The sequence below is a fragment of the Paraburkholderia sp. HD33-4 genome (genome assembly GCF_021390635.1).
Lineage (GTDB): Bacteria > Pseudomonadota > Gammaproteobacteria > Burkholderiales > Burkholderiaceae > Paraburkholderia.
On sequence record NZ_JAJEJS010000001.1, the window covers coordinates 2,231,872 to 2,247,008 of the forward strand.

Annotated in this window: 12 protein-coding genes and 3 pseudogenes; 7 read left to right on the forward strand and 8 right to left on the reverse strand. The window is 59.5% G+C overall.

Features of this window, described 5'->3' with window-relative positions; translation table 11 throughout:
- Positions 1-146: 146 nt before the first annotated feature.
- The 3 genes and pseudogenes from ltrA to L0U84_RS43790 form a co-directional block, all read right to left on the reverse strand.
- Positions 147-1,451, reverse strand: a complete 1,305-nt coding sequence (gene ltrA, locus L0U84_RS09850) for a group II intron reverse transcriptase/maturase (RefSeq protein ID WP_233849548.1) — start codon at positions 1,449-1,451, stop codon at positions 147-149.
- 1,187 nt (positions 1,452-2,638) lie between these two features.
- Positions 2,639-2,833 (reverse strand): hypothetical protein, encoded by a 195-nt coding sequence (locus L0U84_RS09855; RefSeq protein WP_233849549.1) that lies wholly within the window; start codon positions 2,831-2,833, stop codon positions 2,639-2,641.
- Positions 2,834-3,236: 403 nt separating this feature from the next.
- Positions 3,237-4,824 (reverse strand): annotated as a pseudogene (locus L0U84_RS43790) (alpha-amylase family glycosyl hydrolase).
- Positions 4,825-4,871: 47 nt separating this feature from the next.
- Here L0U84_RS43790 and L0U84_RS09870 point away from each other — a divergent pair.
- Positions 4,872-6,518: an alpha-amylase family protein gene (locus tag L0U84_RS09870; protein ID WP_233849550.1), complete on the forward strand. Its 1,647-nt coding sequence runs from the start codon at positions 4,872-4,874 to the stop codon at positions 6,516-6,518.
- Between the two features lie 476 nt (positions 6,519-6,994).
- On the opposite strand, the gene L0U84_RS09875 is transcribed toward L0U84_RS09870, so the two are convergent.
- Together L0U84_RS09875 and L0U84_RS09880 are read right to left on the reverse strand one after the other, a co-directional pair.
- Positions 6,995-7,171: a hypothetical protein gene (locus L0U84_RS09875; protein WP_233849552.1), complete on the reverse strand. Its 177-nt coding sequence runs from the start codon at positions 7,169-7,171 to the stop codon at positions 6,995-6,997.
- Between the two features lies 1 nt (position 7,172).
- Positions 7,173-7,403, reverse strand: coding sequence for a hypothetical protein (locus tag L0U84_RS09880; protein WP_233849554.1), 231 nt, complete (start codon positions 7,401-7,403; stop codon positions 7,173-7,175).
- Between the two features lie 153 nt (positions 7,404-7,556).
- Between L0U84_RS09880 and L0U84_RS09885 the strand changes: the two genes are divergently transcribed.
- A complete protein-coding gene (locus tag L0U84_RS09885) occupies positions 7,557-8,141 on the forward strand; it encodes a glutathione binding-like protein (protein WP_233849556.1) in 585 nt (194 codons plus the stop codon).
- 600 nt (positions 8,142-8,741) lie between these two features.
- Here the strand turns inward: L0U84_RS09885 and L0U84_RS09890 are convergent.
- Complete coding sequence (locus L0U84_RS09890) at positions 8,742-8,939, reverse strand: hypothetical protein (RefSeq protein ID WP_233849559.1); 198 nt, start codon at positions 8,937-8,939, stop codon at positions 8,742-8,744.
- 44 nt (positions 8,940-8,983) lie between these two features.
- A complete protein-coding gene (locus tag L0U84_RS09895) occupies positions 8,984-9,532 on the reverse strand; it encodes a phasin family protein (protein ID WP_233849561.1) in 549 nt (182 codons plus the stop codon).
- 1,027 nt (positions 9,533-10,559) lie between these two features.
- Between L0U84_RS09895 and L0U84_RS09900 the strand changes: the two genes are divergently transcribed.
- The 3 genes from L0U84_RS09900 to L0U84_RS09910 are packed head-to-tail and all read left to right on the forward strand — an operon-like array spanning position 10,560 to position 13,689.
- Positions 10,560-11,765, forward strand: a complete 1,206-nt coding sequence (locus tag L0U84_RS09900; protein WP_233849563.1) for a paraquat-inducible protein A — start codon at positions 10,560-10,562, stop codon at positions 11,763-11,765.
- Positions 11,762-13,057 carry an MlaD family protein gene (locus tag L0U84_RS09905; protein ID WP_233849564.1) on the forward strand — a complete coding sequence of 432 codons (1,296 nt, stop codon included), beginning with the start codon at positions 11,762-11,764 and terminating at the stop codon, positions 13,055-13,057. The genes L0U84_RS09900 and L0U84_RS09905 overlap by 4 nt, the downstream gene beginning before the upstream one ends.
- Positions 13,054-13,689 carry a PqiC family protein gene (locus L0U84_RS09910; protein WP_233849566.1) on the forward strand — a complete coding sequence of 212 codons (636 nt, stop codon included), beginning with the start codon at positions 13,054-13,056 and terminating at the stop codon, positions 13,687-13,689. The genes L0U84_RS09905 and L0U84_RS09910 overlap by 4 nt, the downstream gene beginning before the upstream one ends.
- Positions 13,690-13,765: 76 nt before the next feature.
- On the opposite strand, the pseudogene L0U84_RS44180 reads toward L0U84_RS09910, so the two are convergent.
- Positions 13,766-13,993: pseudogene (locus L0U84_RS44180) on the reverse strand (FdhF/YdeP family oxidoreductase); the annotation flags it as partial.
- Between the two features lie 136 nt (positions 13,994-14,129).
- Here L0U84_RS44180 and L0U84_RS09915 point away from each other — a divergent pair.
- Together L0U84_RS09915 and L0U84_RS09920 are read left to right on the forward strand one after the other, a co-directional pair.
- Positions 14,130-14,438, forward strand: a pseudogene (locus L0U84_RS09915) (DEAD/DEAH box helicase); the annotation flags it as partial.
- 438 nt (positions 14,439-14,876) lie between these two features.
- Positions 14,877-15,047 (forward strand): hypothetical protein, encoded by a 171-nt coding sequence (locus L0U84_RS09920; RefSeq protein WP_233849568.1) that lies wholly within the window; start codon positions 14,877-14,879, stop codon positions 15,045-15,047.
- Positions 15,048-15,137: the final 90 nt, after the last annotated feature.

Here is a 15,137-nt window from a genome sequence, read left to right on the forward strand (position 1 = left end):
CTCCGGTGGCAATTCCGCTGCTTTCGCAATGGGCCTCAGTCCGGCTGCCATAGCCACGTTTCCAGCTCCCGCCACGTCGAACGCAGCGAGCCGTTTTCCGGCACTACGCTCTCCTGTTTGCTTCATGTCAACGTTTATGGGACTTATCATGCCGGGGACGCTTTCGGCGCTGTCTGGTAGCGAACCTTGTAGCCATTGAACAGCTTCAGTTCGTCATACAGCCACCGCGTACTCCACTTCGCCCAGCCGAAGCCCTGTTGCTGCCGGGATCGCTGCATGTGGCGCCTGATCTTCTTTTCCACCCAGTCTTTCACGAAGCCGAAGCACTCACTGGAATGTCCAACAGCGAAGTAATTCACCCAGCCTCGCAGCACCGGGTTGATCAATTCGACAACCCGGCCCACGGGCTGTGACCTATATCGCCTGAACACATCCTTGAGCTTTCGCAGTAACGCCGTTCGTTTCTTCAGCTTGGGCGTGTACTGCGGTCGCCACACCTTGTTCCGGATGCTTCGGACGCGACGGAAGTCGAACCCCAGAAATCCGAAGCTCTCTCCACATGCCAGATTTACAGTGCGACTCTTCTCTTCATTGATTTCGACCTGCAGTTTGGCAAATTCTTCCCGAAGGCGTCTGGTGACGGCCCCGAGCAACCACGCATGGCGCGGATGGGCATAGATAAGCACGACGAGGTCGTCAGCAAAACGGGCATACTCGACGTAGGTGTACTTCCCGTTGCGCGTGGTTTCTTTCGCTCGCTCCAGCATTTGATCCACCTCAGTGAGATAGATATTGCTGAGAAGTGGCGAAATCACCCCGCCCTGCGGAACGCCTTGTTTGCCCGATGCTGTCAGCATCAGCTTTAGCAGATGCATGACATCCCGATCATTGATCCGCCTCGCCACCTTGTCGAGCAGCAGGTGATGCCGCACGGTGTCAAAATAGGCGCGTAGATCCAGATCTATGACCAGTGTCTTCTCCTGTACGATCGCCGTCGCCACTCGCTGCACCGCTTCATGCGCGGTCCTCTTGGGCCGATAGCCATACGACCCGGACTGGAAATCTGCCTCGAAGATCGGTTCCAGTATCAGCTTGAGCGCACCCTGGACCACTCGATCACGGATAGCGGGTATTGAAAGGACGCGGAATTTCCCACCATCCTTTGGTATCTCCCGCCGCCGTGCCGGCAGTGGCCGGTAGATGCGTTCAACCAGTTCGCTCCGTATCTGCTCAAGGAACTCCTCCACGCCTTGCGCCTCGACGACCTCGAACGTCACGCCGTCAATGCCCGGCGCTCCGTTGTTTATTCTGGCCAACTCGTACGCTTCGCGTAATGTTTCCATCTTGCAGACGTGGACGTACAAACCCCAGAAACGCCAGGATGGTTCAGCCTTCGCCTTGACGTATAGTCCCTTCCTCAGGTCCTGCAAGCTAACGGACGTCTTTGTCATCTCGTCCTTGCCTCCCATGTTGTCGAGGACGTTACAAACAGCAGGGCCCCTTTGCTCCGTCAGCGTTACCCGACTTCACAGCTACTACGGACCCATCCGCCACCCTCTCGCCTTCGATCCCTTTCCCGGGTTCTCCGGTTATAGGATCTACCTTGCTCCGACGAGTTTCTCACCGGGGCGAGGAGGGCTTCTCCAGTTGCTTAGCATGTCCTTGTCATCGTGCCATCGCTTCCACCCCGCCGAAGTGAGGTAGCCGTATCGGTCAGATTTCGGCTACCCATGCTGCCTTCGCCCTGAATGTGCGGGCTCGGCCTTCGGGCCTTGCTTTTTTCGAGGCCACGTCTACGTTCACTTTCGTTACGGCCCGATGACTCGCGTGGCCCCAAGGGGCCACTTGTCGATAGGCTTCAGAGTCTTGGTTTCCCGCCACCCTGCTATCCAAGCTACGGGGTGCCTGACTTTTACCCCGGCAGGACTAACTCCTGCTGAACACACCAGCCTTAGCTGGACGCACACATTCACGAAGCATTTCTCAAGCTTGGCTGCTGCCTGATCTGCTGGAACACTTTTCAGCGAGTTCAACAGTCTTTTTTGAAACCGTTTCTAAATGATCTCCGGAAAGGCGAGACAAACATCTCGTCGCTATCCGCCATTTAATTTGTCAGTAGTGGTCGGACCGGCAACAACGCAATGCTTCAAGTACACGGGCGGAAGCCGCGCGGAGCTGGTTGGCCAAGAGCTGATGTTCCCTAGTAACTGCTCGTCGATTCGGTCTATCGGAAGATCGGCAACGCGCTTGATGACGTACTGCAGAGACGCTCGGCATCGTTGCCATTCAGACGTACCGAACCAATCGGGCCGCTTGCGGCGCCTTACATCGCCCGCTCCGCGATGAGGTTCTCGCTTTCCGCCTGACGATCATTGCAGTCGCCTGTTCTGGGACCGGGATATGGCGTCGCACCTTCTTTCCGTGCGATCTTTGGTGAAGCGGAAGCACTTACCGGAATCTCCTACAGCGAAGTAGATTTGCCTACCTGTGCTTGAGCGGTGGACAGTTGCATCAAACTTTCATTCGCGGCATGACGTTATGCTGGTCATTGCAATGCGAAGCAACGCTAATGGCAACGGGTAGGCGCGCATTGGCGTGTGCTGTCCGATCCGGGCGGTACTTCACGAGGATCGAAATGTCAGTGCATGCGTGAAAGAGTACGAAGCAGGGAATCCCCTTCCTGGGTCACGCGAGGCAGCACGTCCCCTCCCGCCAGCCGCTCCATTGCGATCAGCTGACGGTCGAGTAATGCGTCGAGTTCCGTCCGGTCGGCAATCTGATCGGCGGAGTCCTTGACCAGCATCAAGGTCGCAAATTCGTGAGCGCTAAGCATGCCTGCCTCCTGATAGATAGACTAGATGTGATAGGGATCGCGCCTGTTAAGGCGTTTGCTTTTGGCAACGTATGGTCGGAGGCGCGTCTGGCTGCAATATGCGGTGCGAGTTGATAGTAAAAGGAGGTCTGCGACGCGGCAATTCGGGTCGTCCCGCATAGTGGACGTGCCCGCCGTTGCGCCTTGACAGATGAAGCGGCGAGGATGCACATGTACTCGCTTCCGAACCCCGATTGCAGCAATCTGAAGAACAGGACTCAAATCGATTTCAACTGTCAGCGAACTCATAGGCGAAACGAAAGCCTTCATGCTTCCTTGAGTTGCGTTGGCTTCAACGTGCTATGCCGAAGAGACTTCCGTCGCGGTCTCATAGCAATAGGTTAGCTGAGAGAAAGACAGAAGTTTAGCCACCCTGATTTGTCGCGCGCCACACGGCGCGTCCAACGATTGCTTCCCCAGCTGCAAGGGGGTTGGGGCCTGCCGCAAGGGCTTCTCCGTCGCGTCGTGCAGACGTCGATAGCACCACCACGCCAGACCGGGACTGCACCAGGGCGTGTTCGGCACCGAAGTTCAACGCTATGAAGAGCGATTGATCACGGTATCGACGTTCATAAGTCAGCACGTCTCCGCTTGCGGCGACATTCGCAATGGTGCACTGCACAACCGCGGCATTGCTGCGACGCAGGATCAGCAGGCGCCGGTAGAGCGAGAGCATGCTCGACGTATCAGCGCCCTGTTCGCGCATGCTCGAACCCGTCGCAACGGGTACCCACGGTTTGCCGTCCGTACAGCCCACGTTCGGCAGCGAGCCCTCCCATTGCATCGGCGTGCGCTCGGGATCGCGTCCCTGACCCATGCCTGGTTGCCTAAGTTCAGCCGGGTCCCTGACCTGATGCGGTTCGATGTCCCCATCCGTCATGCCGATTTCGTAGCCATAATTTCGCAACGTCAGCAGCAGGACAGCGGCCAAGCGCGCCTGCGCGGGGCCCACGCGCGATGCGATCCGCGGATTGTCATGATTGCCCGGCACCCAGTTTGGCCACGCATGCTCGGGCAACGCGCTGTCGTAATCCCAGATCATGCCGGCAATCACGGCTGCGTTCCATCTGGCGTTGAGCAACTAGAAAATTGAACGGCATGTCCGCCCCTTCGCCGACCGTGCCGTAATATTTCATCAGTTGCGCAACCGGCAAGTAGATCTCGCCGATCAGCACACGGTCGCCATATTCGTCCAGGGTGGCCCGCATCGAGCGCACGATCTTATGCACCTCCGGCTGATCTTCGGTGTAGGTCTGCAATAACCGATGATGCTCCGGTTCATCGGGTCGATATGCGGAGTTCAGTGGATTGTCACGAAACTGGTCATCCTTGATTACCAGCCACAACACGTCTACGCGAAATCCGTCGACGCCGCGATCCAGCCAGAATCGCAATACGCCGTCCATCTCGCGGCACACATCGTGATTACGCCAGTTCAGATCGGGCTGCTCGCGCAGGAACGCGTGACAGTAGTACTGACCCGTATGTTCATCCCACTCCCACGCGGAACCACCCATGCGGCTCAGCCAGTTGTTCGGCCGGCCGCCGTCGGGCGCGGGGTCGTGCCACAGGTACTGGTCGCGCTTCGGGTTGTCACGTGATGAGCGGCTTTCCTCGAACCATGGATGCCGGTTCGACGAATGGTTCGGTCCGAAATCGAGCAGTACTTTGAGGTCGAGGTGATGGGCGTGGATCACTAATTGCTCAAAGTCCGGGAGGGTGCCGAACATGGGATCTATGTCACAGTAGTCCGCCACGTCATAGCCAAAGTCGGCCATGGGAGATGGGTAGATGGGCGAAATCCAGATAGCGTCGGTGCCCAGCGCGGAAACGTATTCGAGACGTGCATCAATGCCGACAAGATCACCGATACCGTCGCCATTGCTGTCCTGAAACGAGCGAGGATAGATCTGATAGATCACACCGCGTTGCCACCGCTTCAGCTCCGGCATTTCAATTCCTCTTCATAGTCGACCACCTGGCGCCACGTGCGGACCATATGCTCAACGACCTCTGGTACAAGAACGCCATCATTTACTGTCTATCGGTAGGCACCTTCATGGACGCCAATGGCGACGGCGTAGGTGATTTCCAGGGACTCATGCGTCGGCTGGACTACTTGCAAGGTCTCGGCATGACGGCGGTCTGGTTGATGCCCATTCATCCTTCACCCGGACGTGACAATGGTTATGACATTTCCGACTACTACAACGTCGATCCCAGGTACGGCACGCTCGGCGACTTCGCCGAATTTGCCCACGCCTGTGCCGAGCGCGGTCTGCGGGTGATCATCGACCTCGTAGTCAATCACACTTCTGACCAGCACCCGTGGTTCAAGGAAGCACGCAGCGATCCTGATTCGAAATATCGCGACTGGTATGTCTGGTCAGATAAAAAGCCGCCAGATGCAAAACGTGGTGTGGTATTTCCAGGCGTGCAGAAGTCGACTTGGAGTTTCGACAAATGTGCAAAGCGCTGGTACTTCCATCGCTTCTACGATTTTCAGCCGGACCTGAATACCTCCAACCCTCATGTTCAGGCTGAGTTGCTGAAGATCATGGGCTTCTGGATACAACTCGGCGTATCTGGATTCCGCATGGACGCGGTGCCTTTCGTGATTGCAACCAAGGGGCCGAAGTTGCATCAACCGGTCGAGCAATATGAAATGCTGCGGACGTTTCGCGAATTCCTGCAATGGCGTGAAGGTGACGCGATCATTCTGGCGGAAGCTAATGTCCTCCCGGATACAGACCTCGAGTATTTCGGTGACGAAGGTGAGCGCTTGCCCATGATGTTCAACTTCCAGGTTAACCAGAATACCTTCTATACCCTTGCAACGGGTGACACGAAGCCGTTGAAGCATGCGCTGCTCGCGACGAAGCCACGACCGTCGAGCGCACAATGGGGCGTGTTCCTGCGTAATCACGACGAACTCGATCTGGGTCGCCTCACGCCTGAACAACGCGCTGCTGTGTTCGCTGCGTTCGCCCCTGAGCCGAACATGCAACTCTATAAGCGCGGGATTCGACGCAGGCTTGCCCCGATGCTGGCGGGCGACAGGCGCCGCCTTGAACTCGCCTACAGCCTGATGCTCAGTTTGCCGGGCACGCCCGTGTTCCGTTATGGCGATGAGATCGGAATGGGCGACGATCTGCGCCGTCCTGAACGAGCGTGTGCGCGCACTCCGATGCAATGGTCGACAGAGCCGCAGGGCGGCTTCACCAAACATACAAAGCCCCGCACATCCGTCATATCTGGCGGCGCATATGGTTTTGAGCGAGTCAACGTGGCCCAGCAGCGCCGCGACCCGAATTCACTTCTCAACTGGATGGAGCGGATGATCCGCATGCGCAAGGAGGTCCCCGAGATCAGTTGGGGAGATTTCGAGGTGCTGCGCACCTCGCGAAGCGATGTCCTCGCGCTGTGTTATCACTGGCGCGACAACTCGGTGCTGCTTCTACATAACTTCGGCGCCGAGGCATGCACCGTGAAGTTTCGCTCGGGCTGCCGCCTGATCAATCTGCTTTCGGACGACCACAGCCAGCCTGGCGCCGACGGCCGCCATGCGGTGGTGCTCGAACCTTATGGCTATCGGTGGTATCGGGTCGGTGGTCTCGATTATCTTTTGACGCGTTCGGAAATATAGAAATCCCGCATGAGCAGGACGACCGATGGTTGAAACTATTTAGGCCTCTTTGCGAAATCTTCTGCGAATTGTTCTCACAGACATTCTCATCTTTTGATTATGTGTTGACTCTCTAACTGCCGCATGTCGGTTGCTTTACACCAGTCGAGGCGCAGAACGACGCGAACAAGAAAGCCGCCGTGCTCAGGCAGCAAGGAAGATGCCGGTGTGCGATCCAACCGGCCGGAGGTGGGAGGCCGCGAGTAGGCGCGCGGAGTTGGGTGCGAATCGGCGTGCTAACACGCTGTGAATGGACTTGGTCGTCCCGGCAGGAACTTGTGGTCCCTGCAACGAATGTTATAGCGCGTGGAACTCCGAAACGTTAGCCAATTATCGGCCGGGCTGTCCGGAGAGAGCGAAGGCCGGCGCTATCCCTCTTCACCGGAACTCAGCCGGTCAAATGCCGCCTTGGGGTTGTCCGCGGCCAGTTGAGCCATCTACGGAGCCAAGGCGGCCAGCGCATTCCACTCCCACGCCCGATGTTTGTGCGTGCATTCCGGGAAATACTCGATGTTGACCAGCTCGCGTAACGCAGTCGTCAACGCGGCTTCGTTTAGCGGCGCAATCGCCGCGCGCGGCACGGATTCGACGCCGTCGATGATGACTGTCGGCATATCAACCACCCATATGCGCCGTTGGCAGCATGGGCACCTCGCTGATGTCGAACAGGACGCGGTTGAACGCGCCGGTCGCGTGCGCAAGGTCGGTTTCGCGATTGAGCCGGCCGTTCAAGGTTTTTGTCGCCTGGGCGGCATTGAGTCTGCGCGCGTACAACTGAGCCTTGCGCAGTGCGATCAGCAGACACGCCTGCAGCAGCTCTTCCCGCGCCGCCGGTTGCTCCTTCACTTTTTTCAGAACGGTTTCCGGTTGCCGGCAGCAGCGACCGCCTCGCGTGGGAGAGAGCGTTCAATCAGTGGGGAGCAGCCTGTCGTCGGCGGAGGCACACCCTTTGCTGAGTTTAGAAACGTCTAGCCAATCTAACGGAAAAGGCCCCCTATCATGAAGCTCTACTATTCCCCTGGCGCCTGCAGCCTCGCCGACCATATCGCGATGCATGAGGCCGGTCTCACTTTCGACCGGGTTCGCGTCGACTTGAAGTCCAAGGAGACCGAGACTGGGGCGCAGTTCAATCAGATCAATCCAAAGGGTTACGTCCCAACGCTCGAGATGGATGATGGCGAGCGGCTTACCGAGAATATCGCGATACTTTCGTGGATCGCACAGCGCAAGCCTACCCTTGCACCAAACAGCGAACCCGGCAGCTTACGCCTGCTCGAAATGCTCGCGTTCATTTCGACTGAAATCCACAAACAGTTCGGCCGTGTTTTCAAGCCCACTTCCGATGCTGAAACAACCGCAGCGCGCGAGAAACTCGGTCAACGCTTCCAGTTGACCGCCACCATGTTCAAAGGGGATTACCTATTTGGTACTGAAGCGACTGTGGCGGATGCCTATTTGTTCACGATGCTGCTTTGGGCCAAAAAAGCGGGTATCGAAGTCCCTGAGAAATTGGGAAACTTTGCCGAACGGATGCGCGCACGACCGGCCGTCCAGCTTGCCATGAAGCATGAGGGGCTGGAATGATGTGGCGCGCGACGGCAAAGGTCGTCCGCCTTTTCAGAAGCAGCTTTTCCGGTCAGGTTTGCAGCGCCGACTACGGGGACGCGCGGTTCACCGCTGTATCTTGTACCACGACGTCGCCCAAGTGGCGCGTGCTTGTATCGTGAGCGAACCGGGTAGGCACACCGTGAACTAAGCTCCTGGCTGAGGCCTACACTGCTGCAGTCAATAAAACCCCTACGCGATTCAACGAGGTGGCGCGCCAGCGTCACCGATTCCACGCCCGCCTTGTGCGCAATCGAGCGAGCTGGCAGCAATTTCGGATCGACTCCTTCACTACGAGGGGCGGACGAGCGGCGCCAGAGCCAACGCAATCCGCCAATGACGCAGTTCAATGGTTAATAGTCGAGGTCAAGGTTACGCAACAGAGCGGTACGGTCCCGTTCGTAACGGTAATGCACAATCACACCGCAAGTAAGCCTCACCAGCCCATAAGACTCACAGCCATAACCACGATTGGTCCACGTCTGCCTCTTGACGCAAACCCGGACTGCCACCCGCCTGCGAAGACGGCATCCCCAACCAGTCTGGTTTGCCTGGGTTGCGGTCGGCCCCGCGGACCGGTCAACGTACTCGTGCAAATGCACGCAGGACGGCTTCGCCGCGCGGCGTCACGTGAGAAAACGGGAAGTCCGGCCTCGCTGGCGCGTTCGCAATCAACTGCAGTTCGCGGAGCGCGTCAAGCTCTGCCCGGTCCGAATTAATCCGATCAGGCGCATCCTTCAACAGCAACAACGTGGCCACTTCGTGCGGGCTCAACATGTTGTGTACCTCGCGGCTGGTCAGGTTTTGTGGAAGTTTGTCGGCTATCGGGGTGACGAGCGACGTGCGGGGGGCAGACTTCGGCGTTCCGCGGTATCGGGCTCGGGCGCCACCTTTGCGGCACGCGCGAGAATGACACGGGTCATTTCCCGTATCTGTGGCCCAGCGACAGACTCGCCGTCTGTCTGTACCAGCAGCGGCAGAGACCCGCGCATCATGGCGTCGGCGCCTGTTGCATAGGTCGACTTGCTGTCGGGCACGGTGCCAGCCCGACTCTCATGATTGTCGTCGTGATTGCGGGGCCCGTAGCGCGGTCCCATTGTTTCCGACGCGATCGTCATCCAGTGTCGAGTGTATTCGGCGAATTGCACTGCGAGCCGGGGCATCAGATCGGCCTGGCGTCTGACGAACTGTTCAGGCGTCTGCTCGTGCAACACGTTCTCCCAGTGCAGCGCGGCACCTGCGAACGCAGACATGCACGTATCCACGTTGAGCCGCGTCAACGCGCAAAGACCGGCGAGGAACTGCTCGGACAGTTGCGACCCGTCAATCTGAACGGATGCGGTAAGCGGCATCTGTTTAGGTGTGCTCACAGAATATCTCTCCGGCTCGCGCTGCCAGCTGGGCAAAACAAGCGCTGCAAACGGGATTCATGAAGGGTATTTCCGCACACCCGGCCTTGGGCCGCACAGACGGCCTGACGCCGCCTTAGAGCAGCCACTCTAACTATGTTAAATCGCACTATTATTTTTCTAAGCCAGGGAGTTCCCCAATATGTGGGAAATGGGCGTTTGAAACGAATGGACTGTCCGCGCGAGTGGCACCCGCGACTGGAGACGTCCGACAGTCATCGCAGACGACTGCCCGTCGTTCGAAGCGCGGTGCGCTGCAATCTTGAACGGTCACTTCGGGGATGGAGAGGCCGCAGGCGCGGGTCTCGACAGATAAATTCCGACCGACGCGCCCGAAACGGACGGCCCATTGCCGCGTCGGCCTCGGATGGCGAAAGGAGGTCCACTCACCTCTACGACGCGCCGTGGAGAATGTCGCGATCGTGCTCGATGCCGGAAAGAACCAGCCTCCGGTCACACACCCGGGCATGCCCGGACACGCCGCCCGGGTCGAAACGTGAAGTTGGACGCCTCGAGCTGAAATCTTTATACGTTACGACCCACTCAAGCTGCCCCTGCTCCACAGCATCCCTGGCAATCTGGTGCATCCGGGCGTCGCGCGTCATGATCGACAACCGGTCTAGAAGGTAGGAGAGCACAACGGGCCTGTGCAAAAACAATGCGCCCTTCTCACCGCGCACGTAGAGCGCCCCACTGCGATAGAGCCCGTCGGGCGGCTCCCCGTTGGCAGTAGTGTGACTGGCTCTCTACTGGTAAAAGCCCTGGAGATTGAAGCTGGGAAGCTCAGGCGACGTCGTGACAGAAACGTCCGGATTGACGACGCGAAATACGCGCAGATGGCTGGTGGCTCGATCTACACCGACGGATCAGGCACGATCGTGCTCTGGAACCATGCTTCCGCAGCCCTCTCCGGTCATTTTCGACTGACCGGGAACGAACGATGCTCATCGAAGTGAGCCACTGATGGTATGGACGAAGGCGAAATCCCATGACGATTGGCTGCCCCGAATGTGGAGCGATCGTGGACATCCCACCGCTTGCCGCGCGCGCCCGTGCGCATTGCCGCGTCTGCCACTATCCGCTGGAGCGCCGCAGCGGTCGAAGTCTGAACGCGGCACTCGCGTTTGCCGCAACGACCTTCGTACTCCTCTTTCCAGCCAACCTGGTACCACTGATGACGGTCGAATTGATGGGCGCCGAGCGCTCATCAATCCTTTCGTCAGGCATCCTGACGATGTGGAATGGCGGATGGGTGATCCTCGCACTGTTACTGGGAATGTTTGGCATCGTTCTGCCGTTCGTGCGGTTTGGCGGCCTCACAGTGGTGCTCGGCGCAGTCCGGTTCGGATGGCGCTTCAAGGGCATCGGCGCGCTCTTTCGCTGGACGCTCTGGCTTGACATCTGGGCAATGCCCGATGTGTATCTCGTCGGCTGTTTCGTCGGATATGCGCGCGTGACTCAGAACCTGACCGGCACAATTGGCGCAGGCGGCTATTGCTTCATTGCTGCAGCGCTGATGTCGATGCTCACGCGTGGAACGCTCGATCGTCGGACCGTCTGGCGAGCAATCGGTGCTGAACAGAAGCTGACAGAAGATCAACCCATGCTCTCCTGCTCAGTATGCGACCTGGTCCAGCCGGTCTCACATGAGGGGAAGCCGTGTTCCCGCTGCGGGCGAAAGCTCTATTCGCGCAAACCTGACGCTATCGTACGGGCGGCCGCCCTATCGCTCGCAGCGCTTGTGCTGACAGTGCCCGCAAATCTGTATCCGATGACGTTCTCGATACAACTCGGCCAGGACGTGCCTCATCGGATTGTCGATGGCGTGTACCAGCTCTTTCATGCGGGCCTGTGGCCCCTTGGCATTCTCATCTTCTGCACGAGCATCGTCATACCGGTAGCAAAAATCGTGGGCATGGCCTGGTTCATTGCCTCGGTAAAGCGGCGATCGCACCGGCATTTGCGTTGGAAAGCGCATCTGTACCGATGGATTGACGAACTTGGACGATGGTCGAACGTCGACGTCTTTACGATCGCGGCGTTCGTACCACTGATCCGCTTCGGTGGTCTGGCCTCGTCCAGACCCGCGGACGGTGCAACGGCGTTCGCGCTCGTCGTGTTTCTGACCATGGCGGCTTCGCGTGCCTTCGACCCGCGGATGATGTGGGACGCCCGCATCAGGAGAGGGTCGTGAACAGCCCGCGTTCACGGCGTACGCAAGCCGAGGTACGGCGCAGCGCATGGCCGGGCTGGATCTGGTCGGCGCCGGTCGCCGCGTTAGGCGTGGCCGGATGGCTCGGCATCAGTGCGCTGGTGCATGGCGGCGAGACGGTCACCGTCACCTTCGCGAATGCCTACGGGATGAAGCCCGACGATACCAGCGTCATGCTGCGCGGCGTGAAGGTCGGTACCGTCTCGGACATCGCGCTCGCCCCCGATGGTGAGCATATTGAGGCAAAGCTCAAAATAGACGGTGCCGAAGAAAAATATCTGCGCAGCGGGACGAAGTTTTTCCTGCGTGGTGCGCAGCCAGACTTTAGCGATCTGTCGTCGATCAAGGCGCTCCTTTCCGGACCTGAAATCATCATGGAGCCCGGGCCCGGCAAGCCCACGGATCGCTTTGACGGCGATGACCGCAGACCTGCCCTCCCCCCCCAGCATGGCCCCATTGTGACGTATCTGGTGCGGTTCGACGGCGCCTCAGGAGGGCTGAAGAACGGCGCTGCTGTGGAATTGCGCGGATTTCATGTGGGTACCGTCATCGGCGTGCACTTGAGCTACGACGCGGGCACGGGCACGCTGAGCACGCCCGTGCAAATCGCTCTCGAGCCGGAGGCGCTCGGGATCGTCGGTGCGCCGCCGCCCGCCAATGGCGACTGGCGGCCACTCGTCGATGGCATGCTCAAACGCCTGGTCGCGAACGGATTGCGCGCACGCCTCGCTCGAGACCCGCCCCTGCTGGGTCCGCCCAAGGTCAGCCTCGACTTCGTGACAGACGCCACAAGCGCGACCCTCACCGCCGACAACGGCATAGCGGTGATTCCCAGCGTCGCGCCTTCGGACATCGATGCCATCACGTCAACAGCGGGTCAGGTCATCAGGAAAATCGACAGTCTGCCGATCAAGGAAACTGGAGAACAGGTACGCAGCATTGCCGCGCGTGTCAACGCGCTGAGTTCGTCTCCGCAAATCAAGGACAGCCTCACGCACATCGACCACGCCGTGACGCAGATCGATCGGACGGTACAGCAGGTGTCCCCGCAAGTTGCCCCGCTCGTCACGCAACTACGCGAGACGGCGAACGCGGCTGACGAAGCAGTCGCCGCGGCAAACCACACACTCGGGGGGGACGCGACAAGCCAGAACGATCTGCCTACGGCCTTGCGCGAGCTCACCGATACGGCACGCTCGATCCGGGCGCTCGCCGATTACCTGGATCGCCATCCGGAAGCGCTCGTTCGAGGCAGGCAGGAGGAAAAACCATGACGCCCAGACCCGCGAACCCGGCCCGACGTGTACTCGCAGCACTGAAGATAACAACCGTACCGCTGGCAGCGGTAGTAGTCGGCCTGATCGGGATATCCATCGCCGGGTGTGGCCACAGCCCGCCCACGCGCTATATCACCCTGAACGCAACGCCGGTTGCCATGCCAATAGCGACGGCTCAGATACAGCCCATTCAGCTAACCGCCGTGCATATTCCCGCCGAACTCGATCGGCCTGAAGTGGTCACGCAGCTTTCACCGAACCGGCTCTCGGTGGACGATACGGATCGGTGGGGCGCCCCACTCGCGCAGATGATACGCCGCACGCTTGCACAGGACCTGGTCACCCGCCTGCCGGAAGGCTCCTTCGTCCTGCCGGATGCGCCGGCGCCACCTGAGACGCGCACGCTCGTCGTCACCGTGCTGGACTCTGAGGCCGACGCACGCGGCACGTTGACGTTGCAGGCGGCCTGGACGCTGCTGACGGGGCACCCTGCCCGCGCGAGCCTGACGCAACAGGCAACATTCAAGTCTGAGATGACCAACCCTGGCGCGCCCGCGCAAGCGGCTGCGCTGAGTAACGTCCTTGGGCAGTTGGCTGACCGCATCGCGATGTCGATCGTCGCGCATTAACCGGCGTCAATACCAAAGCCGAATGCCCCGTCTCCGCCGCGCGGCACGCGATGCGCTGAGCGTGTCTTCGGAAGGACGCCGTCGCTTTCGCGCCGTTCTCGCAGAACTCGAGCGTATGCGGATCGACCGGCTTGGCCCATGAACAGCTGACGCATATGAGGCCGTCGGGCTTGTTCTGATGCATCAGGACGCGGCTATCCGTCAGCGGCGCGGTTTCCTGCAGCAGGATCGTAGCGACGGCCTTGAGCGACCCTCATGTGCCCGATGCGTACGGATACGTGTCGCTTTTGTCTATTTTGCTCATGAGTCCCCCTTGGGCCATGCATATCACGTCGTGATGTATCAGCATGTCGTGCTCCCGGACGTGGCGCGAAGCGGCGGTACGGTAGCTTGCTACGCCGCTGTCGGACCCGCCGCGTTGCACGCAACCACCAACCTCCATGACCGTCGCCACGACCACCCGCGACACGATCACCCGCCTCAACGCGATGCGCAAAACGCTTCGCGAGGTATTCGGCATCAGCCGGTTGCGTCCTGGTCAGTACGACATCATTCGTAGCGTGCTCGACCGGCGCGACACGCTCGCTGTGATGCCGACCGGCGGGGCAAATCGCTGTGCTACCAGTTGCCCGTGCTGCACCTCGACGGCTGGACGCTAGTCGTGTCGCCGCTGATCGCGCTGATGAAAGACCAAGTTCGACAAACTGCACGAGGCCGGCATCGACGCATGGCGGATCAATAGCACGGTCGTTCATGGCGAGATTCGTGAAGACCGAGATCGGTTGACGCGCGATGCTTGTTCTCCAGCGTAATGGAGGACTTGGGTCAGACTCGCCACCTTGTCTGGTTGCTGCCGGTTTCTCTCCCGCACGCCATCCCCTGGTTGCGCGACGACGGAAGACACAAGCTGCAGTGCCTACATCGAAGACAATACGAAGTACCAGGAAAGACGCACGTATATCTCGGGGGCGGCCCCGCCTTGCCAAATCGCACTTTTTGCGAGCCATTCAAAGCAGGTGCTCGTCACAGCCATGCCCGGAAAAAAACATGCTGCTGGGTATCAGGAGTTGCGAGCCCAGGTCCGACCGGAAGGTATCGCGCGAGCCGGCGACATCGTCAGGTGATGAATTGCGCCAACGCCGCGTAGCACGCAAACCGGCGAAGCACGCCAAAACGCGACACGCGGCGTGTCTGTCGCCCAATGCGCCGCATTCGCTCAAGGTGTTTCCCGTAAAGGCTCACCTCATCCGTGGACGCGGCTGCGCTCGTTTGGCCCGGACACGGTCGTTGGCGAAATGGTGGTCTACACGCAGCAACAGCGCAGCGCGGACGTGATCGCCAAGGCCAGCCGTGAATGAGAAGCAAGGGCCTTGTAGATGTCGCCAGATTCCCTCACCGGGCCCTGGCATGTTCCGTGCGCCGTCAGCATTCACGCAGCCATCCAGGCT